We start from the raw sequence: 26,463 nt of genomic DNA, 5'->3' as shown, positions 1-26,463 counted from the left end.
GACCGGGATGCGGTACGGCCTGCCGGACGGCATGGCCGATGCCCGAGGCGCGGCGGGAAGGCGCGCGCGTCGGGGTGCCGGCTGTCAGCTGACAGCGGTTCCGAGCGGTGGTCCCCGGGTCTCCCGGGAGGCGGCGAGCAGCAGCCGGCGCAGCCGGGTGGTGGTACGTCGGCGGCGCGGGCGCGGTGAGGGGGTGGCGGGCAGCGGTACGAGGTGGAAGACCACCCGGAGCGGCGCCGAGAGCAGGCCCGCGACGGCGTGCACGGCGCGGAAGGCGACGCGTTCGCCGTAGGCCAGCCAGAGGCCGCAGAGCAGCGCGGCGAGCAGATGCGCGGAGAGCATGCCGAGCGGTGACATGGCGGCCATGTCATGGCCCGCCCCCGCGACCGTGGCGGCGGAGTCGGCGGCCATGTCGTGGGCGGTGGGCAGCGCCGCGGACATCGGGTCGGGGGAGGTAGAGGCGGCGGAGGAGGTCAGTTGGTGGGCCGGGTGCCCGGTGAGCGCGCCGCCGTGGTGGCCGAGGTGCGCCGATGTATGCGCCGGTACGGCCGGAGGCGCGGGCGGGCGGCAGAGGAGGTGGCCGGTCCAGTGGTCGAGCAGGGAGGCCCCGGCGGGCCGGGCCGTGGTCACCGCCTGGGTGAGGGTGAAGGCGGAGTGCAGTCCCGCCTGGGCGGCCACCGTCGCCGCCGTCACCACACCGGTCGGGCGCTCACGGCCGGTGCAGCCGTATGCCAGCGCCCCCAACACCGCGAAGGCGGCGGCCAGTCCGGGCCACGCGACCGGCGAGCCGGACATATGGATATGGCCGACCGCGGCGAGCAGCACACAGGTGGCCGCGAAGGTCGCGGCCCTCACTGCTCGGCTACATCGGCCTGGAGTCATGGCGGGGCTCATCCTTGCACTGATCGGCGCCTCCGACAGGGGCTGGTACGGAAATCGGCGCCCCGAACCGTCACTTCGTCAGCTGTGGCGTACACCACAACTCTGCCCGGGAACCGCGTGGTTGGCTGGTACGACCACTGGGGGCGGGCCGGTCGTCCGCGACCGTGAGGGCGAGGAGGGCGGGCATGGCGCGGCGGACGGACGGGAGCAAGGCCGAGGCGGGTGCCGGAGCGGATGGGGACGCGGCTTCGGCGGGCCGGACGACGAGCGGGGCGGGTGCCGGAGCGGGCCGGGACGGGGCTTCGGCGGGCGGGACGACGAGCGGGGCGGGTGCCGGAGCGGATGGGGACGCGGCTTCGGCGGGCGGCGGGCACACCGCGCTGACCGCGATGCTCACCGCGGCGATGGCCCTGTCCATGCTCCAGTTGTTCCTGCTCGGCGCCCTCGGGCCGCGGCTCACGGCGGACCTGGGCGTCTCACCGGTGCTGCTCGGGCTGACCACGACCTTCGGTTTCGGCACGGCCGCCCTGCTGTCACCGCTCGGCGGGCGGACGGTGGACCGGCTGGGCCCCCGCCGCACCCTGGTGGCGCTGGCCCTGGTGGCCTCCCTCGCGCTGGGCCTGATCGCCCTCGCCCCCTCGGCGGGGCTGCTGCTCGCCGCCGTGGCCCTGGGCGGCGTACCGCAGGCGCTGGCCAACCCGGCGACCAACAAGGCGATCGTCGCCGCGGTGCCGCCCGCCGCCCGGCCCGGGGTGACCGGCTGGAAGATGTCCGGCGTCCAGCTGGGCGCGTTCGCCGCGGGCCTCCCACTGGCGGGCCTGACCGCCGCGGCGGGCTGGCGGGCGGCGCTGTGGACCGCCTCCGTGCTGGCCCTGGGCACCGCGCTCTGGGCGGCCCGGCTGCTCCCACCGGACCCGCCGGCCGCTCCCCGGGGGCGGGTGGTGCTGGTCCCGCGCGGGCATGTGGCCTGGCTGGCGGGGTTCTCGCTCTTCCTGGGGGCGGGGATCGCCTCGGTGAACACCTATGTGTCGCTCTTCGGCGACCGGCGCCTCGGACTGGGGCCGACGGCCGCCGCCGCGCTGATCGCCGTCCTCGGTGTCACCGGGATCGCGGGCCGGGTCGGCTGGTCGAAGGCGGCCCGCCCGGGCCGGGCGGAGTGGCTGCCCGCGCTGCTGGCCGCGGGCTCGGTCGGCGCCGCGCTGCTGCTGCTCGCCTCGACCGGGGCACCGTGGCTGGTCTGGGTCGCGGTGCTGGTCTTCGGGATCTTCGCGGTCTCCGGGAACGCGGTCTCCATGGTGCTGGTCGTCCAGCGGGCGCCCGCCGGGCGGGCCGGGCAGGACTCCGCGCTGGTGGCGGCGGGCTTCTTCGCCGGGTTCGCGGTGGGGCCGCCGCTGTTCGGCCTGCTCGCGCAGAGCGGGCGGTGGCAGGGCGGCTGGCTGCTGGTGGCCGCCGAGTTCGTGCTGGCGGCCGCGGTGGCGGGGACCTGGGCGGTACGCGACCGGCGGGGAGGGGCGGCCCCTTCGGCGGGGGGTGCCGCATGAGGGCCGGCCCGGAGGCCGAGTGGGGCCGGGGAGCCCCATGAGTGCCGATTCTGATGCCCGGTGGGTTCGGGAGTCCCTGGGGCTGGTGCTGGAGCGGGTGGCCGTCACCCGGGAGGCGGTCGGGGACCGCTTCCCGCTGTACGCGGACCCGGTGGACGGGGGCTGGACGACGACCCGGCGCGGTTCCTGGACCGGGGGCTTCTGGGCGGGGCTGCTCTGGCTGCGAGCCCGGGCCACCGGGGACGCGGACGACCGGCGGGCGGCCGCCGGGTGCACCGACGCGCTGGCCGGATGGGTGGAGGCGGACACCGTCACCCGGGGGCTGATCCTCTGGTACGGGACGGGGCTCGACGAGCGGGCCTCGGCGGCCGCCCGGTTGCGCGAGCGCGCGGGCGGCGCCCTGCTCGCCGCCTTCGACCCCGGGCTCGGCCTGGTCCCCTGGGGCGCCGCCCTGGGCGGTGACCGGCTGCTCGCGCGCACCGACGGACTGCCGGGGACGGGAAGGCTGCTGGCCTGCGCGGGGGCGGCGGGGGCGAGGGCCGCCACCGCCCACCTGGACCGCCATCTGGAGCTGTGCCTGCCGGGAGACGCCATGGACCCGGTGCGCCCGGCTTGGCGGTCGCGGCCCGGCGGCTGGCAGCCGTGCGAGGAACCGCGGCCCGGATGGAGCCGGGGCGAGGCCTGGCTGCTGCTCGCCCTCGCCGACGCCCTGTCCGCCCCGGAGGAGGCCCCCGCCCGGGTGGCGTCGGCCGCGGGACGGCTCGCGGACCGGCTGCTCGCCGGGCCCCTGGTCCCCCCGGCCGACGCCGGGCGGGACGGCGGCCCACCGGACACCTCGGCCGCCGCGATCGGCGCCGTAGCCCTGCTGAAGCTGGCCCGGGCGCGGCCCGGGTCCCCACTGGCGGGCGCCGCGCGATACGAACGGCGGGCGGTCGACGTACTCCGACGGCTGACGGACCACCATCTGTCCCGGCCGGAGCACGGTCGCCAGGGCGGCGGGCGGCCGCCGGCCGGGATGCTGCTGGACGGCTGCTATGACGCCGACCGGGGCCTGGCCGTACGCCATGAGCTGGTGTGGGGCGACTTCTTCCTCGCCCTCGGGCTGGCCGCCCTCACCGGACTGGCCGATCCCAGCTCCGTATAGCCGTTCAGCTTCCTGCCGGCGCCCCCGGGCCGTAGGCGCGCAGTATCCGGCGGGCCACCGAGGTGATGTGCAGCTCGTCCGGGCCGTCCAGGACACGGGCGGCCCGGCCGGTGCGCTGGAGCGCGGGCAGGGCGGTGTCCGGGCCGAGCCCCTCGGCGCCGTACACCTGCACCGCCGCGTCCACCACCCGCTGGAGGGTCCGGGCGGCGGCGACCTTCGCCAGCCCGACCTCGGTACGGGCGTCCTCGCCCCGGTCGAGCAGGGCGACGGCCTCATGGACCAGCGGCCGGGTGGTGCGCAGCGCGAGCAGGGACTCGAAGACATGCTGCTGGACGAGCTGGTGGCCGCCCAGCGCGGCCCGGCCCCGCTCACCGCCCCCGGCGGCCCGGGCGCACATCAGGTCGAAGGCGCGTTGGGCCTGCCCCAGCCAGCGCAGGGCGCGCAGGGTGCGGCCGAGTTGGAGGCGCTCGGCGGCGACCGCCAGTCCCTGGCCGGGGGTGCCCAGGACATGGTCGGCCGGTACGTGGACGGCGTCGAAGGCCAGCTCCCCTTGCCCGGCCGCGCCCAGCACCGGCAGTTCGCGGACGAAGCGGAACCCGGGTGCGTCGGTGGGCACCAGCAGCAGGGTCAGCCCCTCGCGGTCGCCGTCGGCGCCGCCGGTGCGGGCCAGCACGGTGACCCCGTCGGCCTCGGCGGCCCCGGAGGCGAACCACTTGCGCCCGGTGACCTTCCAGCCACCGCCCGGCACCGGCTCGGCGCGGGTGCGCACCCGGGTGGGATCGGTGCCCGGGACGTCCGGCTCGGTCATCGCGTACGAGGCGGACAACTCACCGGCGACCAGGGGCCGCAACCAGCGGTCGCGTACGGCGGCGGTGGCGTGCCGGGCCAGCATCCCGGCGTCCAGCAGGGTGGCCGAGCCGAGCGCGGCCGGGCCGTGGTCGCTGGCGCCCTCCGCCTCGGCGACGGCGGCGTACCGGCGCAGGTCCAGCCCGCCGCCGCCCAGTTCGGCGGGGAGGGGCAGGGCCCAGAGCCCGGCGTCCCGCGCCTGCCGCCGTAGCGCGATCAGCGCCTCCCGGGCGGCCGGGCCCCCGGCGTCCAGCACCGGCTCACTGGGGATGACCCGATCCCGGACGAACTCCTGGACGCGCGACCGCAGTTTCCCGACCTCAGCTGCGGTATCGGCGGGCGGCGACTGGCCCATGGGCGCTCTCCGGTCTGCCGGGAACTCCCGGCCTCGGCTCTCCGACTGTCTCTTCCGTGGAACGGGTCGGGCCACCGCACCGGCTGGTTCCCGCCGTCGACAGGACCTCGGGCGCCGGCCACCGCCGCGCCGGGAGAGGAGAGGCATGGCGTCACCAGTCACCCCCCGGATACATACGGACCGAACTGCCTGCTGGACGGGGCGGCCGCTGGAGTCGTTCCGCTTCCGCCCGGCCGGGCCGGCGCCGATCGCCGAGGTGGTCGCAGAGCAGCTGCGCACCCTCGGCGCCGAGATCGTGGACGACGGGGAGGCGGCGGAGGGGGGTCAGGGTCTGCTCTCCGGCGGCGGCTTCGACCCGGTCGCCGTGCAGACCGCCTGGGCCGCGCCCGGGACCGGCCTGGTGGACGAGGCCACCGTGCAGGCCGCGACCGGGATCGTGGCGGTGCACGGACGCCGGGACGGCGCCCCGCGCGGGCTGGCGGCCGACTACACCGCCACCGCCACCGGACTGCTGACCGTGCAGGGGGTGCTGGCCGCACTGGTCGGCCAGGCGCGCGGCGGCTCGGTGCGCCGGGTCGCCACCCGGGCCGACCTCGCCGGGCTGCTCACCGTCTCCCAGTATCTCGCCGCCGCCGGCGCGGAGGAGGGCGAGGCGGCCGAGCTGGCTCCGGGCGGACCGCCGTTCACCTCCGCCGAGGGGACGGTGTTCGAGCTGGAGACGCTGGACGGGGCGGTGTGGGCGCGGTTCTGGCGGACGCTGGGCGCGCCCGAGGAGGCGGTACGGGCCGGGTGGCGGCCCTTCCAGTTCCGTTACGCCACCGCCTGCGCGCCCTTCCCCGCCGAGCTGCACGCCACCACCGCCCGGCACACCCTGGCGGCGGTGGTACAGGCGGCGGCGGAGGCGGGCGCCGATGTCTGCCGGCTGCGCACCCTGGCCGAGCGGGCCGCCGAGCACGACGGCCAACCGCCGCTGCGGCTGTCGCCGTTGGACGCCGGGCGGCTGCCCCGGCTCCGGGTGCCGTCGGGCGGAACCTTCGGCGGGGCGAGGGGTGACGTTCCCGGCAGTCCGCTGGCCGGGCTGACCGTGCTGGAGGCGGGCCGCCGTATCCAGGCCCCGCTCGCCGCCCATCTGCTGGGGCTGCTCGGCGCCGAGGTGATCCGGATCGAGCCGCCGGGCGGTGACCCGCTGCGCGGGATGCCGCCCACCTGCTCCGGGATCTCCGCCCGCTGGCTGGCGCTCAACCGGGGCAAGGCGGCCGTGGAGATCGACATCAAGTCGCCCGCGGACCGCGAGCGGCTGCGTGAACTGGCTGCCGGGGCCGATGTGTTCCTGCACAACTGGGCCCCCGGCACGGCCGCCCGGCTCGGTCTGGACTCCGGTGACCTGGCCGGGGCCAACCCGGCCCTGGTCTACGCGTACACCGGCGGCTGGGACGGCCGGATCGACGGCGCCCCGATGGGCACCGACTTCATGGTGCAGGCCCGCACCGGGGTCGGCGAGGCGGTCCGGCCCGAGGGGGAACCGCCCGCGCCCAGTCTGATGACGCTGCTGGATGTGCTGGGCGGACTGCTCGGCGCCCAGGCGGTGCTGGCGGGGCTGCTGCTGCGGGAACGTTACGGCAACGGGGTCGGCGTACGGGTGGACTCCTCGCTGCTCGGTGCGGCCGACCTGCTGACCGGGCCCGCGCTGCGCCGGGTGGCCCGAGGCGGGTCCCCGCGCCGCCCGGCGGGCTTCCGCGCCCCGCTCCGTACCGCCGACGGCTGGATCGCCCCGGCCGACGCCTCGGCGCCGGCGGCCCGCGCCCACGATCTGACCGGCCTCGCCACCGGCGACGCCCTCGCCCTGCTGGGCGCCCGTGGGCTGGCCGCGACCCGGGTCACCACCGACCTGGCCGAGCTGCCGGCCCCGTCCGGCGACGGCCCGCACGGCGCCGGCGCGGTCGGCCGGGACGCGCTGGGCGCCCCCGCCGTACCCGCCCCCTGGGCCTTCGGATGACCCCTGCCCCGTCCGCCTGAGAACGGCCCCGCTCACCTCACCTCACCTCACCTCTTGCGGAGCTCCCATGACCCTCGCCCTGCACGACCTCCTCCCCGCCGAGCTGCGCCGCTCCTGGATCACCGACGGCACCTGCCCCGACCTCGACCTGTACAGCCTCTACCGGGCCCGGCAGATCGCCGAGCTGCACCGCACCGCCGTGATCGACGCCAGGGGCGCGCTCTGCTACACCGCGCTGGACCGCCGGGCCCGATGTCTGGCCGCCGGCCTCAGAGTCCTGGGCATAGGCCCCGGGGACGTGGTCGGCGTCCAGCTCCCCAACGGCCGCGACGCCGTCGCCGCCGACCTGGCGCTCGCCGCGCTGGGGGCGGTCGCGCTGCCCTTCCCCGTCGGCCGGGGCGCGCTGGAGGCCGAGTGCCTGCTGCGGCGCGCCGAGGCGGTCGCCGTCATCGCCCCCGTAACCCACCGGGACACCCACCCCGCCGCCGAACTGACCGCACTGCGGCCCGCGTTGCCCGCGCTGCGGCACATCGTCGCCGCCGGGCGCGGGGACGCCCCCGAGGGCACTGTCCCGTTCTCCCGGCTCACCCGCACCGACGCCACCGGCTTCACCCCCGCCCGGCCCGACCCGGACGGCGCCGCCCGGATCCTGGTGTCCTCCGGCTCCGAGTCCGAGCCCAAGATGGTCGCCTACTCGCACAACGCGCTGGCCGGCGGGCGGGGCAACTTCCTCGCCTCGCTGCTGCCCGACGCCACCCCGCCGCGCTGCCTGTTCCTGGTCCCGCTCGCCTCCGCGTTCGGCTCCAACGGCACCGCCGTCACCCTGGCCCGGCACGGCGGCACCCTCGTGCTGCTGGACCACTTCACCCCCGAGGCGGCCCTCGCCGCGATCCGGGAGCACCGGCCCACCCATGTCCTGGGCGTCCCCACCATGATCCGGATGATGCTCGACCGGCTGGCCCGGGAGGAGGCGGACGCCGAGCCGCTGCCCGCGCCCACCGCGCTGGTCCTCGGCGGCGCGCCGCTCGACGAGACCACCGCCCGGGAGGCCGCCGAGGCGTTCGGCTGCGCGGTCGTGAACCTCTACGGCTCCGCCGACGGCGTCAACTGCCACACCGGGCTGGACCACCGCACCCCGCCCACCGCCCCGGACGGTGTGGTCGCCGGCCGCCCGGACCCCCGGGTCGCCGACATCCGCATCACCGACCCGGACACCCAGGAGGCGCTGCCGGACGGCCGGGTCGGGGAGATCACCGCACGCGGGCCGATGACCCCGCTCTGCTATGTCGGCGCCCCCGAACTGGATGCCCGCTACCGCACCCCGGACGGCTGGGTGCGCACCGGGGACCTCGGCTATCTGGACGGGGAGCGGGTGCTGCATGTGGTCGGCCGGCTCAAGGACGTCGTCATCCGGGGCGGCGCCAACATCAGCCCGGCCGAGGTCGAGCGTGAGCTGCGCACCCACCCGGCGGTGGGCGATGTGGTCTGCGTGGGCGTGCCCGATCCGCTGATGGGCGAGCGGCTGGCCGCCTGTGTGGTGCCCCGTGGCGGACAGACGCCGACCCTGGAGGCCCTGTCCGCGCATCTGGACGCGCGGGGGCTGGAGCGGCGCAGGCACCCCGAGCGGCTGCTCGTGGTGTCCGGCCTCCCGCTCACCCCGGCCGGCAAACCGGACCGGGCCGCCCTGCGCGCCCGGCTGACCGAGGCGGAGGCGCGCGGCGCCGCTGATACGGGTGATACGGGGACGGGTGCGGGTGCGGCCCCCGGGCCCGGGATCGGTGCCGGTGCCGGTGCCGGTGCCGGGTCCAGGCCTGGGACCGGGACCGGCCATGGCCCCGGGTCCCTCGCCGGGCCGCCGCTGGCACACGCCGGGTGACCCGGGCCGGTTGACCCGGGCCGGACAACCCGGTGGGCGTCGCCGGGCCAGCTGACCGACCCCGTATCCGTCGCCGGGCCGCCGCTCGCCCACGCCGGGTGACCCGAGCCGGTTGACCCGGGCGGGGTCACCCAGGCGGGGTGACCTGAGCCGGGTAACCCGAGCCGGGTGACCGGACCCGGACGGCCGCAGCCGGGTGACCCGGGCGGGGTCATCTGGTGGGCGCCGCCCACTCACCCGACTCCGCCGAGACCCCCATCCCTCCACCGACAGGAGACCCATGAACCGCAGGAACCTGCTCCGTGCCTCCACCGCGCTCGGCGCCGCCGGGGCGGTGGGCGCGGTCGCCCCCTCCCCCGCCGCCGCCTCCCCGGGGGCGCGTACCGGTCCGCTCCGGGTGCATGTCGTCCTCTTCGACGGGGTGGAGGAGCTGGACTTCGCCGCCCCGTACGAGGTGTTCTCGGCGGCCCGGTTCTTCAGCTCGCGCCCGGTCGAGGTGCGCTATGTCTCCGCGACCGGCCCCGGCCCGGTCCGGGCCTCGTACGGGACGAGGGTCGAGGTCGAGCACGGCTGGGCCCCGCGCGAGGCGGACGTCCTGGTGGTCCCCGGCGGGGGGTACGGGCGCCCGGACGGCCCCGGGGTGTGGGCCGAGCTCCGGCGGCGGACCCTGCCCGAGGCCCTGGCGAAGGCCGTCCGGCCGGGGCTCACCGTCAGCGCGCTCTGCACCGGGGTGATGCTGCTCTCCGCCGCCGGCCTCACCCGCGGCCGCCCCTGCACCACCCACCACCAGGCCCGGCCCGACCTGGAGAAGCAAGGGGGTGTGCTGAAGAACGCCCGGGTGGTGGACGACGGGGACCTGGTCACCGCCGGCGGGATCACCTCCGGGCTGGAGCTGGCGCTCTGGCTGGTGCGCCGGGAGCTGGGCGCCGAGACGGCCACCGGGATCGAGACCATGCTGGAGTACGAGGCCCGCGGCACGGTCTGGGTGCCGGACCGGCAGCGGCGCTGAGCCGTACGGGGAGAGGGGTACGGGCCCCCGTACCCCTCTCCCCGTACCCTCAGGAAGCGCCCATGGCCTTCCTCAGCGCCCCCGCCGCGTCGCGGTAGACCGGCAGCAGATCCAGGTCGTCACCCGGGTAGTTGGCGATCGCCACCTGCTCGGCGCCGGAGCCCGGCAGCACCGGGCCGGTCGACATATGGGCGTTCTCCAGCACCAGGGCCGGCTTCTTGGCGGACAGCTCGCCGAGCTGCGCCGGGGTGACCGGCTCGGGCCCATAGGTGCCCACCACCTCGGCGCCCGCCAGCTTGGCCGCCCAGGTGGTGAACACCTGGCTGACCACGTTGGGGCTGGTCCCACCCGGCCAGGCGGTCTTCAGCTCCTTGCCCAGCGCGGCGTACTCGGTGTCGAAGCCCTTGTTCCAGGCCGTCGCCGCCGCCCCGGTGCCGAACTTCTCGCCCAGCCGGGTGACCTCCGCCTTCACCTTGGCGGGGTCGTTGTCGAGTGCCACCTCGACCAGTTCGGCCTTCGACCCGGCGGCCTCCTTGATCTTCTCCGCGTACGGCTCGAAGGGCGCGTAGAGCACGAAGTCCGCGGCGGCGACGGCGGCCAGGTCGGAGGGCTTGGGATCGTAGTCGGGGGCGTGGTGCACCGACTGGGGCACGATGACCTCGATGTCCTTCGCCCCGGCCGCCTTGGCGAAGGCGCCCTCCCAGGTGGTGGTCACCACGACCCTGGGCCCGTCCTTCCCCGTCCCCTTCCCCTTCGCCTTGGCGGCCGGCTCGTCGTTCGCGCAGCCGCTGACGAGGGCCGCGGCGGCGCTCAGTGCGAGGACGGCAGGGAGGGTGCGGCGGGTGGGGATGCGGACGCGGATGCGCGCCATGAGCGGTCTCTCCGTTCGGGTATGCAGTGCACCGCGAGGACGACGGCCCCCGCGGTCAGGACGAGGACCGGGCCGGGCGGCCAGTCCAGCCAGAGGGCCATGAGGAACCCCGTCAGATTGACGGCGACGCCGATGGTCACCGCCCATACGGTGATCGAGGTGAGCGACGAGCCCAGCCGCCGGGCCGCCAGGGCGGGCAGCAGCGTCAGGGCGTCGACCAGCAGCGCGCCGGTGAGTTTGATCGCCCCGGCGACGGACACCGCCACCAGGACCAGCAGCAGCAGCGTCAGCGCCCGTACCGGCACCCCCGAGCACTGGGCCAGCTCCCGGTCGTGCAGCAGCAGCCCGAGGTCCCGGCGCCGCCACCAGAAGAGGGCGGGCACCACGGCCGCGAGCACCCCGAGGACCACCAGGTCGGCGGTGCCGACGGAGAGGATGGAGCCCCAGAGCAGGGCGAAGGCGCCCGAGGCGTTGACCCCGGAGACGGCGAGGACCAGCAGCGCGGCCGCGATCGCCAGGCTCATCAGCAGCCCCATCGCGCCGGACAGCCCGCTCGGGGTGCGGGCCAGCGGGGCGACCGCACCACCGGCCAGCGCGCAGGCCACCAGGGCGCAGACCATCGGGTCCAGCCCCGTCCACAGCCCGACCGCGACACCCAGCAGCGCGACATGCATCATCGCGAACCGCACCGGCATGATGTCCAGCCCGACGATGACCACACCGATCACCGGCAGCCCGACGGCCGCCAGCAGCAGCGCGACCCCGGCCCGCTGCACCGGCACCAGCTCCAGCAGCGCCCCCACATCCGCCGCCGTCACCATGACCGCGCTCACCGGACCTCCCGCAGCCGTCCGGCGGCCATCTCCAGCACCCGGTCGCACCGTTCGGCGAGCGCCCGGTCATGGGTGACGATCAGCAGGGTCACCGGCAGCTCCACCAGCACCTGGGCGGCGTCCTCCTGCCCGGCGAAGTCCAGTGCGGCGGTGGGCTCGTCGGCCAGCAGCACCTGGGCGCCGGCCGCCACACAGCCAAGCGCCCGGGCCAGGTACATCCGCTGCAACTGGCCCCCGGACAGGGTGTCCAGCGGCCGGTCCAGCACCTCCGCCACACCCAGCCGCCCGGCGGCCTCCACCGCCTCCCGTACCGCCGCTCCCCGCTCCGACCCGTCCAACCGGTCCCCGCTCTCCAGCAGTTCACGGCCGAGCAGCGGAAACCTCCCGGTCGCGGGCTTCTGCGGGATCCAGGCGCAGGCCCGCCGCCGCCAGGCCCACTCGGCGGAGGAGCCCGCCTCCCGGCCGCCGACCCGGATGGTGCCGCCGGAGTGCCGGTGCAGCCCGAGGACGGCCCGGAGCAGCGTCGACTTGCCCGAGCCGTTGGTGCCGGTCAGCGCGACCCGCTCACCGGCGGCGATCTCCAGGTCCACGCCGTCCACGGCCCGTACCCGCCCATGCCGGCAGACCACCTGCCGCAGCCCCACGTCCAGCCCGCCCATCCCGTCCCATCCCCGGCCCTACCGCGCGGTCACCCGCCCGGCGGCGCGAGAACCGGCCCGGCGGCGGCGGAGGCACCCGCCCCTCCACGCGCCAGTAGTCGGACGGACGGGGGCGGTGGTTCCCACCGGTTCCGGAGCCTGCCGGAGACCGCGGAGTCCCATGGCCACCGGAGCCGGACCGTTCACCCGGTCGCCGGTACCGGGCGCTGGGCGGGGCCGGCGTAGCTGGCGAGCGGGCGGATCAGGGCGTTGTGGGCCAGCTGCTCGGTGATGTGGGCGGTCCAGCCGGTGACCCGGCTCATCACGAACAGCGGGGTGAAGACCGGGATGTCGAAGCCCATCAGGTGGTACGCGAGCCCGGCCGGGTAGTCCAGGTTGGGGTGGATGCCCTTGCGGGTCTCCATCGCCTCCCGCAACGCGGTGTGCAGAGCGGCGAGTCGGTGGGCGTCCGGGTGGTCGGAGCGGGCGACCAGCCGGTCCAGGGCCTGCTGCATGATCGGGACGCGGGAGTCGCCGCGCTTGTAGACCCGGTGGCCGAAGCCCATGATCTTGCGCCGGTCGGCCAGGGCCCGGTCCAGCCACTCCCCGGCGCGGGCCGGGTCGCCGATCTCCTGGAGCATGTGCATCACGGCCTCGTTGGCGCCGCCGTGCAGCGGGCCCTTCAGCGCGCCGATCGCGGCGGTGACCGCGCTGTGCAGGTCGGAGAGGGTGGAGGTGACCACCCGGGCGGTGAACGTCGAGGCGTTGAAGCTGTGTTCGGCGTAGAGGATCAGCGAGATCTCGAAGCAGCGGACCACGTCCGGGTCGGGCACGGTGCCGAAGCACATATGGAAGAAGTTCTCCGCGTAGCCCAGGGACGGGTCCGGCGGTACGGGGGCCAGGCCCCGGCGGCGGCGCTGGTCGGCGGCGACCACGGTGGGCAGCCGGGCCAGCAGGGTCAGCGACTTGGTGAGGTTGGCGGCGGGGCTGCCGTCCTCCTCGGCCGGGTCCTCGGCGCCGAACAGGCTGACGGCGGTGCGCAGCACGTCCATCGGGTGGCAGGTCTCGGGGAGCCGGGCGAGCAGTTCGGCGGTGGTGCGGTCCAGCGGGCGCAGGGCGCGCTCGGCCGCGCGGAACTCGCCGAGCCGGGCGGGGTCCGGGAGTTCCCCGTACCAGAGGAGGTACGCCACCTCCTCGAAGGAGCGGTGCGCGGCCAGATCCTGGACCGGGTAGCCGCGGTAGGTGAGGGAGTTGGTGTCCTCGATGACGGTGGAGATGGCGGTGGTGTCGACGACGACACCGGCGAGTCCGCGGTGGATCCCGGGGGCGGGGGCGGTCATGATTCCTGCCTTCGGTGGGTCGGGTGCCGTGGTCAGGTGCCGGGCGGAAGGGTGAAGTCGGAGACGGACGAGTCGAAGGCCGCGTACTCCTCGTAGCCCAGGACCTCGTAGAGCCGGGAGCGGGTCTGCATCCGCGGCAGCAGGGACTCCTGGGTGCCCTCGGTGGCGATCGTGCGCAGGCCGTCCTCGACGGCGCCCATGGCGAGGCGGAAGAGGGTGACCGGGTAGAGGGCGATGTCGTAGCCCAGGTCCTCCAGGGTGCGGGCGTCCAGCAGCGGACCCTTGCCGAACTCGGTCATATTGGCGAGCAGCGGTACGTCCACCGCCGCCCGGAACGCCGCGAACTCGGCCTCGTCGGCGAGGGCTTCGGGGAAGACCGCGTCGGCCCCGGCGTCCACGTAGGCCTTGGCCCGGTCGATGGCGGCGGGCAGGCCCTCCACCGCGCGGGCGTCGGTACGGGCCATCAGCAGGAAGTCCGGGTCGCGGCGGGCGTCCACGGCGGCCCGGATCCGCCGTCCCATCTCCTCCCGGGACACGACCGACTTGCCGTCCAGATGGCCGCAGCGCTTGGGGTTGACCTGGTCCTCCAGATGCAGCCCGGCGAGCCCGGCGTCCTCCATCAGCTGCACCGTGCGGGCGGCGTTCATCGGCTCGCCGAAGCCGGTGTCGGCGTCGATCAGCACCGGCAGGTCGGTGGCCCGGGTGGTCTGCTGGGCGCGGGCGGCGATCTCGGTGGAGGTGGTCAGCCCGATGTCGGGCAGCCCCAGGTCGGCGGCGAGGACGGCGCCGGAGAGGTAGGCGGCCTCGAACCCGGCCTGCTGGATGAGCCGGGCGGAGTACGGGTTGACCGCGCCCGGCATCACCAGCAGCCGCCCCGAGCCCAGCCGCTCCCGGAAGGCCCGCCGCCGCTCGGCGGGGGTGGTGCGGGTGTGCAGCATCAGCGTGGGCCCTTCGAAGGCGTGGTGAGGGTGCGGGACATCGAGTGGTCGCGCGGCATCAGAACAGGCCCTTCGGCAGGTCCGCGTCGTATCGGGCGATCGCCTCGGCGGTCTCCGGGCCGACGGCCGGGAAGAGCCCGTCCAGCTCGGCGGGGCCCAGCGCGGCCAGTCGCGCCGCGGTGTCCAGGAACCGGTCCTGATCCCCGGCGGCGACGACGCCCTCGGCCAGGGTGCGGAACTTCCGCTCGTAGGCCGGGCGGTCGAAGGGGCGGGCGCCTGCCGGGTGGGCGTCGGCGAGGGCCAGCTCGTCCTCCACCACCGAGCCGTCGTCCAGGGTGATCACGGCCCGCCCGCCGAAGGCCCGGCGCTCCGGGTCGGGGTCGTGGTAGCGGCGGGTCCACTCCGGGTCCTCGACGGTGCTGATCTTCCGCCAGAGCGCGACGGTCTCCGGGCGGCCGGCCCGCTCCGGGGCGTAGGACCGCTCGTGGTGCCAACCCCCGTCCTCCAGGGCCACGGCCAGGATGTACGGCACCGAGTGGTCCAGGGTCTCCCGGCTGGCGCCCGGATCGTACTTCTGCGGGTCGTTCGCGCCCGAGCCGATGACCTGGTGGGTGTGGTGGCTGGTGTGCAGCACGATGGAGCGCACCCTCTCCAGTGGCCCCGTCTTCTCCCGCAGCCGCCGGGCGAGGTCGATGACCGCCTGGGCCTGGTACTCGGCGGAGTGCTCCTTGGTGTACGTGTCCAGGATGGCGCGCCGCGCCTCGCCGGGCGCGGGCAGCCGGACGGTGTACGCGGCGTCCGGGCCGTCCAGCATCCAGGCGAGGAAGCCGTCCTCACCCTCGTAGACCGGCGAGGGCGAGGACTCCCCGCGCATCGCCCGGTCCACCGCCTCGATCGCCGCCTTCCCGGCGAACGCCGGGGCGTACGCCTTCCAGCTGGAGATCTCGCCCTTGCGGGACTGCCGGGTGGCGGTGGTGGTGTGCACGGCCTGCTGCACCGCCTGGTACACCGTCCCGGTCTCCAGCCCCAGCAGCGCCCCCAGCCCGCAGGCGGTGGCCGCGCTCAGGTGGGCGACATGGTCGATGCGATGCCGGTGCAGGCAGATGCCGCGCACCAGCGCCACATGGACCTCGTACGCGGCGATGATCCCGCGCAGCAGCTCGGCGCCGGTGCGTCCGGTGTGCTGGGCGACCGCCAGCAGCGGCGGGATGTTGTCCCCCGGGTGCGAGTAGTCCGCCGCCAGGTACGTGTCATGGAAATCCAGCTCGCGTACGGCGGTGCCGTTGGCCCAGGCCGCCCACTCCGGCGACACCCGCGCCCCGCTCCCGAACACCGAGGCCCCGGGCGCGCCGCTCGCGTGCGCGGTGGCCTGGGCGCGGGCGACCGCGACGGGGCGGCGCAGCAGCGAGGCGACGGCGACCGAGGCGTTGTCGACCACCCGGTTGGCGGCCATCGCCGCCGCCTCGGGGTCCAGACCGGCGGCCTCCTGGGTGCCGGTGGCGACGGCGGCCAGCTTCCAGGCCAGCTGCTCCTCCCGGGGCAGCCGGTCGGCACTGGGATGGACGCGTACCTGGTGGTCGATCACGTGGTCTCCTCCGGCGGGCTCCGACGGGGCTGTCTCCCCCGACCCTTCCCCCCACCCACCCCCGCCGCCACCCCTCCACCCTGCGGAATCCGTCCATCCCCACGCTGCGAAACAGCCATTCCTGCGAAATCGGCGAATGCTACTTTCGCACCATGGGACGTCCCCCCACCCGCAAGGTCTACGCCCACGCCAAGCTGCGCAGGCTGCGCCGCGAGCGCGGGCTGAACCAGGTGGAGCTGGCCCGGGAGCTGGCCATCTCCACCAGCTATCTGAACCAGATCGAGCACAACCAGCGCCCGCTGACCGCCTCCGTACTCCTCCGGATCGCCGAGGTCTTCGGCGTCGACCCGGAGTTCTTCTCCGAGGCCGGCGAGGAGCGCCTCGCCACCGGGCTGCGGGCCGTCCTCGCCGACGAGGCCTGCGGAATCGCGGTGCCCGCCGAGGAGATCGGCGACCTGGTGCGCGACCACCCCGAGATGGCGCGGGCCCTGGTGGCGCTGCACCACCGCTACCGGGACGCCGCCGAGCGGGTCGCCGCCCTCGCCCCGGCCGCCGACAGCGCCCTCCTCCCCCCGGCCGAACCACACGACGAGGTACGGGACTTCTTCTACGCGCACCACAACCACTTCGGCCCGCTGGACGAGCTGGCCGAGCACACCGCGGCGGCACTCGGCCCCGGCACCGCCGGACGCACCGCGCACGCCCTGGCCGCCCGGCTCACCGACCGGCACGGCGTACGCATCCTCCACTCCACCGACCCACCCCAACCACCGCGAGAACGCCCCGCCGACGCCCGCCGCTTCGACGCCGACCGCGGGCTGCTCTTCCTCTCCCCCTGGCTGACCGACGGCCAGCGGGCCTTCCAACTCGCCACCCAGCTCGCCTTCCTGGAGCACGGCCCGCTGCTCGACCACCTCGTCGGCGACGCCCCCGAGCTGACCTCGCCGGAGTCCGCGGCGCTGGCCCGGATCGGGCTGGCCGACTACTTCGCGGGCGCGCTGCTCATGCCGTACACCGCCTTCCACGCCGCCGCGGAGGAGGTCCGCTACGACACCGAGCTGCTGTCCGCCCGGTTCGGCGTGGGCTTCGAGACGGTCTGCCACCGGCTCAGCACCCTCCAGCGCACCGGCCGGCGCGGGGTGCCCTTCTCCTTCCTCCGCGTGGACCGGGCCGGGAACATCTCCAAACGGCAGTCCGCGACCGACTTCCACTTCTCCCGGCTCGGCGGCACCTGCCCGCTGTGGACGGTGTACGAGGCGTTCTCCGCGCCCGGCCGGATCGTGACCCAGGTCGCCGAGATGCCCGACGGCAAGCGCTACTTCTGGGTGGCCCGCACCGTCACCCGCGGCGCCCACGGCCACCGCGCCCCCCGCGCCGAGTTCGCCGTCACCCTCGGCTGCGAACTCCGTCACGCCCACCGGTTGGTGTACGCCGAGGGCGTCGCCCTGGACGACCCGCGGGCGGCCACCCCGATCGGCCTGGGCTGCCGCAGCTGCGAACGCCGCGACTGCCCCCAACGCGCCCGCCCCCCAGCCGGCGGCCGCCTCGCCGTCGACCCCGACCGCCGGACCCAGGTCCCGTACCCGGTGGTGACGGAGGGCTGAGGCCCCCCTCATAGCCAGAGGGTCTGCCTGTCAGTCCAGGAGCCGAGCGGCGGCCTTCTCCAGCAGGGCCGCGTTCGCGGCCGTGTCGTGGCCCAGGGCGAGTGCCTGGTACGGCAGACCCGCGAGCTCGTCGCCCAGGCCCGGGGCGGCACCGGTCATGGGCAGTAGACCGAAGACGTCGGGGTAGCGGTCCTCCGTACCGGCGGTGAAGAAGTCCGCCTCGCCGGGGCGACGGGGCACGTCGATGAGCCCCGGTTCACCGCCGGGGGCGATCCGAGGGAACAACAGCCCGGCAGCGGTGCCTTCGGTCGCGAGCGTCATACCGAGCCATGTGTCGAGCTGGTCGGGGAAGAACTGGGGCTTCATCTCCTTGCCACCGGCCTTCCGCAACGGCTCACGGCGGCCCGCCAACAAGGCTTCGGTGACCCGCGCGTCCTGGGTAGGGTGCATCAACCCACCCGCCCGCAGACGGTCGGCGACGGACTCGAACAGGCCCAGAGCATCGAGGAGGCCGAAGCCCAACGCGGCGGCCGACGGCCACGGCAGGACTCGCACCCGTCCGTTCTCGACACGGACGAAGACGCGGTCGTTGGCGAGAACTCGCCATCCGGCGCGGGCCAACAGGACCGCTGTGGTGGTCTTGCCCGCGCCCTTGCCGCCAAGGGTCAGCAGCGTCGCCCCGTCGGCCCGGGTGACGGCGGAGGCGTGGAGGATGTGCCACCCCTCGACCAGGAGCATCCCGCGTACGAGCTCCCGGGCCAGACGGGCGGCGGCGGTCGCCACGGAGGTCTCGGCGTTGCCGACGATGCGCAGGCGGCGAGCGGCCGGCTCCCACCGGTAGGCGAGCCGGTCAGCGGGCTGTACGGCCGTCACCGCGCTGCCGCCCTCGTCGCGTGCGTACCGCATCGGGAGGCCGGCGTAGTCGACCTCGTCCGGCTCGCGTCCGGTGACGGCCTGTGCCAGCTCGTCGTACCCGCCCGGGTCGACGTCGGCTGACACCACCGGGCCGGTGACCGGCGGCTCGGCCGGAGCCGCCTTCCACCATGGGCCGAAGTAGCGCGCGGCCCAGTCGGTCACACCGACCGAGTGACTGATGACGGTGACGGACTGGCCGTCGGCGGTGGTGATGCGGGTGGCGGTGCGGTCGGTCATGAGGGTGGGGTCTCCTTGAGGACGGCGATCTGGGCGTATGCGGTACGGAGCTTGGCGGCGGCGGCCTGGAGTTGCAGGGCCTCGTCGGGGCTGAGCTGGGGAAGACGTACGGTCGCCGTGCCAGCGGTGAACAGCAGCGGCATTCCGTACCAGTCGCCCCGCCACGGGGACGACAGTTCGACCACCCCGTCCGTCAGGCCGAGCGCGTGGGCGAGAGCGGTGACGGCGGCCCCGGCCGGCCCGGAGCGGGTCCGGCCGATGCCTTCGACGATGCGGCGAGGCCGGTGCCGCAGCTCGTCGCGGACCTGCCGCAGCGGCACGGAGACGGGGCGGCCGTGGACGGTGGTGGAGGACGCGCAGATCACGGCGTTGTCGCCGTGCTCCCCGATGACGTGACCAGCCACGGCTCTGGCGGGAACGTCCAGGAGGCGAGCGAGGGTGAGCCGGTAGCGAACGGTGTCGGTGCTGGAGCCGACGCCGAGGACTGTGCCGCAGCCGGACACCTCGGCGAATAGGCGGGTCATGACATCGACTGGGTTTGTCACCACGATCACGACACCCTGGTAGCCGACGAACTGACGAGCCAGGGCGGCGATCACCGGCGCGTTGGCGGCGAGGCCGGTCATACGCGTGTCGCTCGTGGCCGTGTTGGTGAACACCGCGCGGGGGCACACCACGAGCGCGTCGCAGCCGCCCATGCCGGCCGGGGCAGCTTGGACTGCCCGGACGGGGGAGCTGGTGACCTGTCCCATGTCCTCCAGATCGGTCACCAGGGCGGCAGCTGTGTGACCACGGCCGGAGGCGACCACGATCGTGTCGCACCAACCGGAGGACACCAGCAGCGTGCCGACGGTTTGCCCGACCGCTCCGGCTCCGATCAACCCGACGGCAGTCACGAGGCAGCCGCCTTCGCCGCGTTGTCCAAGCACAGCCGCCACACGCTGCGGGCGTCCCTGACGGAGAGGAGAGCGGCCGTCGAACGGTCGAGCATGTCGCACACCACCTTCGCCCTCGCCGTCACGGCGGCCGCGTGCCCTCCGAGAGGCAGGCCGGGTGGAGCCGACAGATAGGTCGACAGGATGTTCGTGGTGTCCATCAGCCACAGGACGGTGAGCTGACGCAGCCAGGCGTCCCGTCCAGCCCGGTCGGTGCGTGCGGTCATGGATGCCGCGAACGCCGCGATACCCCCGAGGATCGCCCGGACGTCCTTGGAGCCGTCCGGTGGGCGGGCGACCAGGCTCAGCACCGTGCGGGAGACGAGTTTGGCGGCGTCCCCGGCCGGTCGGCCCCGCATCAAGCCCGGGTCGAGGAACACCGGACGCCCCTCCGCCCCGTCGGGAAAAACCACGTGTTCGGGCTTCAGGTCACCAAAGACCACCGCCCGGCCCGGCGGGGCGGGGGCACGCTGGGCTCGCCGCAGCCTCATGACCACGGCCGCCAGCACTTCGGCGTGCTCGCTCTCCCAGAGATACTCCGTGCGCGATCGGCTGCTGAACTTCCGAAGGAATGTCACCGTGATCGACCTCTCCCGGATCTCACTCCTCTCCACCCGAGCCGCCACTCCCCGGCGGCTGAGCCCGGCCGCGACTTCGCCGGTCACCAGCTCCAGCAACTCGGCGGTGCGGCCCGGCGCCTTGCTGATCAAGTCAGCCAGGGTCGGCCCATGGGCAGGCACGGTGAACAGCACCCCGCGCCCGTATCCAACGACCTGCGGGACGTGGAGGTCCGCCGGACCGGCCAAGGCCGCGAGTTGTGCGGCCTCCCGCTCCAGCAGGGAATGGGGCGAGGCAACATAGACGGCTTGCGCGTCCTGCACTGCCTTCCAGTCACCGCAGGCCCCTCGCAGCAATGACACCAGCGAGACACCCAGGACCGACAGCTTCGCGTACAGCGGCCGGCCGGCCACGTCGAGCTGCTGGACGTAACTCGTCACGCTCGGTGTCACCAGCCCCATGGTCAACTCGGCGCCCGGCCACAGCCCGTAGGCGGCCTGCTCGACCTGATCCCGCGCGTAGGCGAACACCGCCTTCGGCGTTGGCGGCATCACGCCGGCCACCTGCCGGGCACTTCGGCATCCAGGACGCGTAAGCGCATGGCTCTCCTCCTCCGAGGACGTACGGATGGCTGCCGTCAAGGGCTTGCGGCTCGCGGCTCGCGGCTTGAACGAAACCCCCAGCCCCGGCGGTGTTCACCCATTCAACGGCCAGGGCACATAAGAGGAGAGGGGCCGGAGAAGGGTCCATTTTCCTGGCGAGGTGCCGGGTCGGGGGGCCAGAATGGAATCCACACCCCTTCGTCGGAGGGGAGGGACCAGGATGGGACTCTCACCAACTCCGATGAGGGAGACGGCCCATGATGTGCCCGGATGGGATCGGCGCCTTACTCCGACAGATCCGGCAGGAAACTGGCCGGACCCGTGAAGACCAGGCTCGGCAGATAGAGGCCGCGCAGGGCGGCCGGTGGTTCGACCCGGAGAACCTGAAACGCTGGGAGACAGAACGACGCCTCCCCACCCGGGGCTCATACGCGACGATCGCCGATGCCTACGGGCTCACGGTCGAGGACGTACGCCAGGCTGTGGTCGCCTCGCGGCAGTACCGGCGTAGCCAGGGAGAGGAGAACGAAGACGTGAACCGGCGGCGTTTCATGGAAGTGGCGGCGGCAGCGGCTGGGATCTCCGCGCTGCCCGGCATCGCGCAGGCCCGAGAGGGCATCGATGGCGGCCTGAGGGGAGCAGGCGGCGGGGACCTGGCCTACCTGGAATCAGCGTTCGAACGTCACCGGGGTGGCTACCGCGGCCGGTCGCCCGATGCCGTCCTCGCCGAGATGCACGGCGACCTGGACCTGCTCTGCCAGGTCCTCAACCGGCCCCATCCCGCCAAGGACCGGGCGGACCTGGCCCGCACCACGGCCGGGATCTCCGGGCTGGTGGCGATCGTCCAGCACGACCGCGGCGATCAGCGCGATGCCTTTCGCTGGTTCACCACCGCCGAGAGGGCCGCCCGGGAGTCCGGTGACCGGCACATGGCCGCCTGGGTCCTGGCCCGGCACGCGATGGTGCCGCTGAACTACGGCGCGCCCGAGGTCGCCGCCCGGATCGCCGCGAAGGCGCGTCACGAGGCCGGTGACACCCCCACGGCGGCCGCCGCACTCGCGGCCGCGGTGACCGCCCGTGCCCTCGCCGCGATCGGCGACACCGGCGGCGCGACCGGCGCGGTCCGCGACACCAGAAACCTCGCCGACCGTCTCGACGGGGGGCAGGCCGCCGACACGTGGTTCGGCTACCCCGGCCAGAAGCACTTCGTTCACCTGTCGCAGGCGCACATGCTGCTGGGTGACACGGCAGCCGCCTATGCCGCCCAGGACGACGCGCTCACCCTCACCGACTCGCCGTCGGTGATGACCCGGGCCCTGCTGGCGATGGACACCGCCGCATGCCTGCGGACGGACGGCGACCCGACGGCGGCGGCCGAGATGGCGGCCGGGGTGTTCGACCGGCTCCCCGCCGGCTACCGCGAAGGACTCATCCGGTTTCGGGCCGAGGCCCTGCACCGACGCCTCGACGGCAGGGCCCGGGCCCATCTCGGTGATGCGCTCGCGTGAGACAGAGAACCGTCAGCCGGCGGCCGCCTCGCCGTCGACCCGGACCGCCGCACCCCGGTGCCGTACCCCTTGGTGACGGAGGGGTGAGGCCCCCTTCACCGCGGACGTCTCGCAGGTGTCGCCGAGGTCCACGACCGGCTCTTCGGCCTGATGACGGCAGCGCAGGACAGAAGGAGACGAACACCGGTGGCACCCAGCTCCCGCGACCGGGCCAAGCAAGCCGTGCGCACCCAGGTCTGGGACGCCCTGACCGTCGCGGACGCCGTCCACGACGCTTCCGTCCACGGCCGCATCCCGAACTTCAAGGGCGCCGAGGAAGCGGCGGCCCGGTTGGCTAAGCTCCCGGCCTGGCAGCGGGCGAGCATCGTCAAGGCCGTCCCGGACAAGGCCCAGCTCCCGGTCCGCGCACGGGCCTTGGAGGAGGGCAAGACCGTCTACATGGCGGTCCCGAAGCTGGCCACCATCAAGCCCTTCTACCTCCTCGATCCCGCCGCCCTGACCGTCCCACCCGCCGAGGCCGCGTCCAGCCGCACCGCCGCCACGATCGCCCCCACCGTCGAGGTCGACGCCCTGCGCCCGCTGGACCTGATCGTCCTCGGCAGTGTCGCCGTCAACCGCGACGGCGCCCGCGTCGGCAAGGGCGCCGGATACTCCGACATCGAGTTCGCCCTCCTCACCGAGGCCGGCCTGGTGGGCCCGGACACCGTCATCGTCACCACGGTCCACGACCTCCAGGTGACGGACACCCCGATCCCCACCATTGCGCACGACGTCGGCGTCGACCTGATCGTGACCCCGGACGAGACCATCGTCTGCCCGAACCCGCACCGGCCAGCCGGCCTCCACTGGTCCGATCTTCCGGCGGACAAAATCGCCGCGATCCCGGCTCTCAGGGCACGGCGGGCCGATGACTCCTGGAGGGGATGAGTCGATTCATTCGTACGCGTTCGCGGCCGTGTCGTGGCCCAGGGCGAGGGCGCGCCGGGTCGCACTCGCATGCCCATGGTGAGCGGTGGTCGGGCGGGGGCGCGGGCGGTCAGTTGGCGGCCCTGGGTGCGCCGAGGTGGGAGCGGTGCCGGTCCACGATTCCCTCGACGATTTTCATCAGGCGGTCTCCCGTCTGGTCGATGCTTCCGTTCTGTGTGCTGACCTGGGCCCCTTCCAGTACGAAGGTGATCTCGGCCGCGGCCTGTCCGGGGTCGGGCATCTGGGCTTCGGTGCACATGCCGATCAGCCTGCGGGTCTGGTGGGCCTTGTGGTCCTCGATCACCTGCCGTGCCGGATGAAGGCGGTCGGGAAGCTCGGCGAGGGAGTTGATGAACGGGCAGCCCCGGTATGAGATCGCCGGCAGCCCCTCGGCGATGAAGCGGGCCAGGCCCAGAATCTGCTCCTCGGGCCGGTCGGGATATGCGGTTTCCACCCGGTCGAAGGCCGCCTGATAGTCCGCGGCGACGATCCGCAGCCACTCCGCGACCAGTGCGTCCTTGGTCTCGAAGTGCCGGTAGATCGCCATTTTGGTGGTCTCGGCCTTCTCGGCGATCGCCTGGACCCCCACCTGCCGGATCCCTTCTCTCTGGAAGAGCTCTTCGGCGGCGTCGAGAATGCGCTCACGAGGCGGCAGCTTCGCCACTCTGCTCGGCCTGCTGACGGTCGATGCCATGACTACTCCGTCACTCCGGGTTGATCGTGCGGTTCACGCCCTTTTACGGTACCAGTCAGACCCATGCGATACCGTAGGGTATCGTGCGGTACTCAACGGTATTGTTCCTGGTGGGGAGTGACAGTGAGAGTTTCCGAGTACGTGAGCTTCGACGCGGTCGGGCTGGCGGAGCTGGTGGCCGAGGGCGAGGTACTCCCTGCCGAGCTGGAGGCAGCCGCACGCAAGGCGGTGCAGGCAGTCGATCCGCAGATCAACGCCGTCGTGGAGACCTGGCTGACCGACGACCAACCCGCCCCTGGCAGCACACCACTGGCCGGCGTCCCTTTTCTGATCAAAGACATCGCGGTGGCCATGGCCGGGAGGCGGATGGAGCTGGGAAGCCGCCTGGCGGCCGGTAACGTCGTCGGCGCCGACTCCTCGCTGATGCAGCGCTTCCGGCGCGCGGGCCTCGTGACGTTCGGGCGCACCGCGACACCGGAGATGGCCTATGGCATCTCGACGGAATCCGCGTTGTACGGCGTGACCCGCAACCCGTGGGATGTGGAGCGCAGTGCAGGCGGATCCAGCGGAGGTGCGGCCGCCACTGTCGCCGCCGGGGTGGTTCCGGTCGCCCATGGCACCGATGCCGCCGGATCGATCCGTATCCCCGCCGCCTACAACGGCCTCTTCGGGATCAAGCCCACCCGTGGCCGGGTGTCCATGGGGCCCGACGTCGACGAGGTCTTCAGCGGCCTGGCCGTGCACGGCAGCGTCAGTCGCACCGTACGCGACAGTGCGGTACTGCTCGACCAGATACGCGGCCCGGAGTCGGGCGACCCCTACTTCGCCCAGCAGCCGTCACGGCCGTACGCGGAGGAAGTCACCCGTCATCCCGGCTCGTTGCGCATCGGTGTCCTCGCCCAGGCGTGGGGCGGACGCCGTACTACCGCACCGGTCACCGACGCCCTCTCCCGCACCGTGCGGTTGCTTGAAGTCCTTGGTCATCGGGTGACGGAGGTCGAGGTCGGCCTCGGCGCCGACTGGGAGGAATTCGTCCTGGCCAACGCCCGACTCATGACGGTGAACCTCACCGCCCTGGTCGACGGGCTGGCCGCCGCCTTCGGCCGTCCCGTCGACTCCTCGACCCTTGAACCGGCGACCCTCGCCGGCTACCACTACGGGCAGCGGGTCGGCGGCGCGCAGTTCCACACCGCTCTCGCGATGCGGAACCGGGTGGCCCGAAGCCTGGCGCGGTACTTCGACGAGTACGACATCCTCCTCACGCCAACCCTGCCGGAGCCTCCCGTGTCCCTGGGCACTCATACGGAGGGCGCGGAGACGCTGGACGGCCTCGGCTGGATCGAGCGCATCACTGACCTGTCGCCGTTCACCATGCCGTTCAACGTGGCAGGCACGCCTGCCATGTCCGTACCCGTGACGGCCGACGCCGGGACGGGGCTCCCGGTCGGCATGCAGTTCGCCGCCGGATACGGCCTCGAAGGCCGGCTCTTCCGCCTCGCCGGACAACTCGAACAGGCAAGTCCGTGGTCGGGCCGAATCCCCACGGTATGGGCGGGGAACCACGCTGACGACAGCGCGAGGCCAACCAGGTAGTCCCACCCGAACGGCATCGGCTTCGGTCCTCCTCAGACGGTGGCGCTGGAGCCCTCCGAGCCGTCTTCCGGCTCCAGCGGCCGCAGCAGGTAGGTGTCCATGATCCAGCCGTGCCGGGCGCGGGCCTCGGTGCGGGTGCGGCGGATCTCGTCGGCGACGTCGGCGAGGCGGCCGGAGATGAGGAGTTCGTCGGGGGTGCCGAGGTAGGCGCCCCAGTAGATCCACATGCCCTCGCCCTCCAGGTGGGTGAAGGACTCGTGGGCGTCGAGCATCACCACGGTGTCGCCGTCGTGGGCAATGGCGGCTTCGGGGAGGCGGCGGGCGGGGGTGATGTGGATGGGGCGGCCGACGCGGTTGAGGGTGGTGCGGTGGCGGGCGGCCAGGGTCTGGACGCTGGTGATCCCGGGGATGACCTCGATGTCCAGGGCGACCGTGCCGCGGTCCTCGATCTCGGCCAGGATGGCCAGGGTGCTGTCGTAGAGGGCGGGGTCGCCCCAGACCAGGAACGCCCCGGTCTCGCCGGGGGCCAGCTCGTCCAGGATGAGCCGCTCGCAGACGTCGGCGCGGCGGCTGCGCCAGTCGTGGACGGCCGCCGTGTAGGAGCCGCGGTCCTGCTCGGAGCGGTCCCGCCAGGGGTCCTGGCCCTCGGCGACGCGGTAGCCGGGGCGGGCGTGCTCGTCCAGCATGGCGCGGCGCAGATCGGTGAGGGAGGACTTCTCCGGGCCCTTGCCGAGGATGAGGAAGACATCGGCCCGGCGGATCGCCTTGACCGCGGCGAGGGTGAGGTGGTCCGGGTCGCCTGCCCCGATGCCGATGACGAGGAGGCTGCGCCGGCTGCCGGGCTGCTGGGTGGTCATAGGACGAGACCTTAGAGGGGGCGGGGCGGGGATCGGGACGCAGGGGGCGGGGGGCGGGGGCGGGGGCCGGCCGCCCCGCCCCGTCGCGGCCGGGGTGGATGGCCGACCGCCCCCGCCCGGGACCGGTCGGCTGGGTGGTC

General features: G+C 74.3%; 22 protein-coding genes. 9 read left to right on the top strand and 13 right to left on the bottom strand.

Translation table 11 applies throughout. From position 1 onward, the window contains the following. Positions 1-84: 84 nt before the first annotated feature. Positions 85-855 (bottom strand): hypothetical protein, encoded by a 771-nt coding sequence (locus tag ABZ945_RS06115; protein WP_361264591.1) that lies wholly within the window; start codon positions 853-855, stop codon positions 85-87. A 212-nt stretch (positions 856-1,067) separates the two neighbouring features. Here ABZ945_RS06115 and ABZ945_RS06110 point away from each other — a divergent pair, with 212 nt between their 5' ends. Further along, positions 1,068-2,423, top strand: a complete 1,356-nt coding sequence (locus ABZ945_RS06110; RefSeq protein ID WP_361264588.1) for an MFS transporter — start codon at positions 1,068-1,070, stop codon at positions 2,421-2,423. A 37-nt stretch (positions 2,424-2,460) separates the two neighbouring features. Continuing rightward, positions 2,461-3,567 carry a sugar ABC transporter permease gene (locus ABZ945_RS06105; protein WP_361264585.1) on the top strand — a complete coding sequence of 369 codons (1,107 nt, stop codon included), beginning with the start codon at positions 2,461-2,463 and terminating at the stop codon, positions 3,565-3,567. A 4-nt stretch (positions 3,568-3,571) separates the two neighbouring features. On the opposite strand, the gene ABZ945_RS06100 is transcribed toward ABZ945_RS06105, so the two are convergent. After that, complete coding sequence (locus ABZ945_RS06100; RefSeq protein WP_361264582.1) at positions 3,572-4,768, bottom strand: acyl-CoA dehydrogenase family protein; 1,197 nt, start codon at positions 4,766-4,768, stop codon at positions 3,572-3,574. A 145-nt stretch (positions 4,769-4,913) separates the two neighbouring features. On the opposite strand from ABZ945_RS06100, the gene ABZ945_RS06095 reads away from it, so the two are divergent. The 3 genes from ABZ945_RS06095 (at position 4,914) to ABZ945_RS06085 (ending at position 9,649) form a co-directional block, all read left to right on the top strand. Beyond that, positions 4,914-6,764 carry a CoA transferase gene (locus ABZ945_RS06095; protein WP_361264579.1) on the top strand — a complete coding sequence of 617 codons (1,851 nt, stop codon included), beginning with the start codon at positions 4,914-4,916 and terminating at the stop codon, positions 6,762-6,764. Between the two features lie 67 nt (positions 6,765-6,831). Beyond that, positions 6,832-8,640 (top strand): class I adenylate-forming enzyme family protein, encoded by a 1,809-nt coding sequence (locus ABZ945_RS06090; protein WP_361264576.1) that lies wholly within the window; start codon positions 6,832-6,834, stop codon positions 8,638-8,640. A gap of 280 nt (positions 8,641-8,920) precedes the next feature. Further along, complete coding sequence (locus tag ABZ945_RS06085) at positions 8,921-9,649, top strand: DJ-1/PfpI family protein (RefSeq protein ID WP_361264573.1); 729 nt, start codon at positions 8,921-8,923, stop codon at positions 9,647-9,649. A gap of 49 nt (positions 9,650-9,698) precedes the next feature. Here ABZ945_RS06085 and ABZ945_RS06080 read toward each other — a convergent pair whose 3' ends face one another. The 6 genes from ABZ945_RS06080 to ABZ945_RS06055 all read right to left on the bottom strand — a co-directional run bounded on the left by ABZ945_RS06080 (position 9,699) and on the right by ABZ945_RS06055 (position 15,854). After that, positions 9,699-10,520, bottom strand: coding sequence for a zinc ABC transporter substrate-binding protein (locus ABZ945_RS06080; protein WP_361264569.1), 822 nt, complete (start codon positions 10,518-10,520; stop codon positions 9,699-9,701). Next, a complete protein-coding gene (locus tag ABZ945_RS06075; RefSeq protein ID WP_361264688.1) occupies positions 10,460-11,341 on the bottom strand; it encodes a metal ABC transporter permease in 882 nt (293 codons plus the stop codon). Before ABZ945_RS06075 ends, ABZ945_RS06080 begins: the two co-directional genes overlap by 61 nt. Positions 11,342-11,349: 8 nt before the next feature. Beyond that, positions 11,350-12,012: an ATP-binding cassette domain-containing protein gene (locus ABZ945_RS06070; RefSeq protein WP_361264567.1), complete on the bottom strand. Its 663-nt coding sequence runs from the start codon at positions 12,010-12,012 to the stop codon at positions 11,350-11,352. A 182-nt stretch (positions 12,013-12,194) separates the two neighbouring features. Next, positions 12,195-13,331 (bottom strand): bifunctional 2-methylcitrate synthase/citrate synthase, encoded by a 1,137-nt coding sequence (locus ABZ945_RS06065; protein ID WP_361264564.1) that lies wholly within the window; start codon positions 13,329-13,331, stop codon positions 12,195-12,197. 32 nt (positions 13,332-13,363) lie between these two features. Next, entirely contained in the window at positions 13,364-14,269 is a 906-nt protein-coding gene (gene prpB, locus ABZ945_RS06060) for a methylisocitrate lyase (protein ID WP_361264561.1), read from the bottom strand. A gap of 58 nt (positions 14,270-14,327) precedes the next feature. Next, positions 14,328-15,854 (bottom strand): MmgE/PrpD family protein, encoded by a 1,527-nt coding sequence (locus tag ABZ945_RS06055; protein ID WP_361264558.1) that lies wholly within the window; start codon positions 15,852-15,854, stop codon positions 14,328-14,330. Between the two features lie 152 nt (positions 15,855-16,006). Here ABZ945_RS06055 and ABZ945_RS06050 point away from each other — a divergent pair, with 152 nt between their 5' ends. Continuing rightward, a complete protein-coding gene (locus tag ABZ945_RS06050; protein ID WP_361264555.1) occupies positions 16,007-17,458 on the top strand; it encodes a short-chain fatty acyl-CoA regulator family protein in 1,452 nt (483 codons plus the stop codon). A gap of 30 nt (positions 17,459-17,488) precedes the next feature. On the opposite strand, the gene ABZ945_RS06045 is transcribed toward ABZ945_RS06050, so the two are convergent. From ABZ945_RS06045 to ABZ945_RS06035, 3 genes are read right to left on the bottom strand one after another with little or no spacing between them, the layout of a single operon-like run. Then, on the bottom strand, positions 17,489-18,610 hold the full coding sequence (locus ABZ945_RS06045; RefSeq protein WP_361264552.1) for a hypothetical protein: 1,122 nt from the start codon (positions 18,608-18,610) through the stop codon (positions 17,489-17,491). After that, positions 18,607-19,506, bottom strand: coding sequence for a lactate dehydrogenase (locus tag ABZ945_RS06040; protein ID WP_361264549.1), 900 nt, complete (start codon positions 19,504-19,506; stop codon positions 18,607-18,609). The genes ABZ945_RS06045 and ABZ945_RS06040 overlap by 4 nt, the downstream gene beginning before the upstream one ends. After that, on the bottom strand, positions 19,503-20,666 hold the full coding sequence (locus ABZ945_RS06035; protein WP_361264546.1) for a hypothetical protein: 1,164 nt from the start codon (positions 20,664-20,666) through the stop codon (positions 19,503-19,505). The genes ABZ945_RS06040 and ABZ945_RS06035 overlap by 4 nt, the downstream gene beginning before the upstream one ends. A 296-nt stretch (positions 20,667-20,962) precedes the next feature. On the opposite strand from ABZ945_RS06035, the gene ABZ945_RS06030 reads away from it, so the two are divergent. After that, positions 20,963-22,213 carry a helix-turn-helix transcriptional regulator gene (locus ABZ945_RS06030; RefSeq protein ID WP_361264543.1) on the top strand — a complete coding sequence of 417 codons (1,251 nt, stop codon included), beginning with the start codon at positions 20,963-20,965 and terminating at the stop codon, positions 22,211-22,213. Positions 22,214-22,399: 186 nt separating this feature from the next. After that, a complete protein-coding gene (locus ABZ945_RS06025; protein ID WP_361264540.1) occupies positions 22,400-23,140 on the top strand; it encodes a 5-formyltetrahydrofolate cyclo-ligase in 741 nt (246 codons plus the stop codon). Between the two features lie 109 nt (positions 23,141-23,249). Here ABZ945_RS06025 and ABZ945_RS06020 read toward each other — a convergent pair whose 3' ends face one another. Beyond that, on the bottom strand, positions 23,250-23,873 hold the full coding sequence (locus tag ABZ945_RS06020) for a helix-turn-helix domain-containing protein (protein ID WP_361264537.1): 624 nt from the start codon (positions 23,871-23,873) through the stop codon (positions 23,250-23,252). A gap of 123 nt (positions 23,874-23,996) precedes the next feature. On the opposite strand from ABZ945_RS06020, the gene ABZ945_RS06015 reads away from it, so the two are divergent. Next, positions 23,997-25,466, top strand: a complete 1,470-nt coding sequence (locus tag ABZ945_RS06015) for an amidase (protein WP_361264534.1) — start codon at positions 23,997-23,999, stop codon at positions 25,464-25,466. A 32-nt stretch (positions 25,467-25,498) separates the two neighbouring features. On the opposite strand, the gene cobF is transcribed toward ABZ945_RS06015, so the two are convergent. Then, a complete protein-coding gene (gene cobF, locus ABZ945_RS06010; RefSeq protein ID WP_361264532.1) occupies positions 25,499-26,323 on the bottom strand; it encodes a precorrin-6A synthase (deacetylating) in 825 nt (274 codons plus the stop codon). Positions 26,324-26,463: the final 140 nt, after the last annotated feature.

It is taken from the genome of Streptomyces sp. NPDC046887, from assembly GCF_040644755.1.
Taxonomy (GTDB): Bacteria; Actinomycetota; Actinomycetes; order Streptomycetales; family Streptomycetaceae; genus Streptomyces; species Streptomyces lichenis.
Note: the sequence above shows the minus strand (reverse complement) of the source record. Positions and strands in the feature narration are given on the sequence as shown.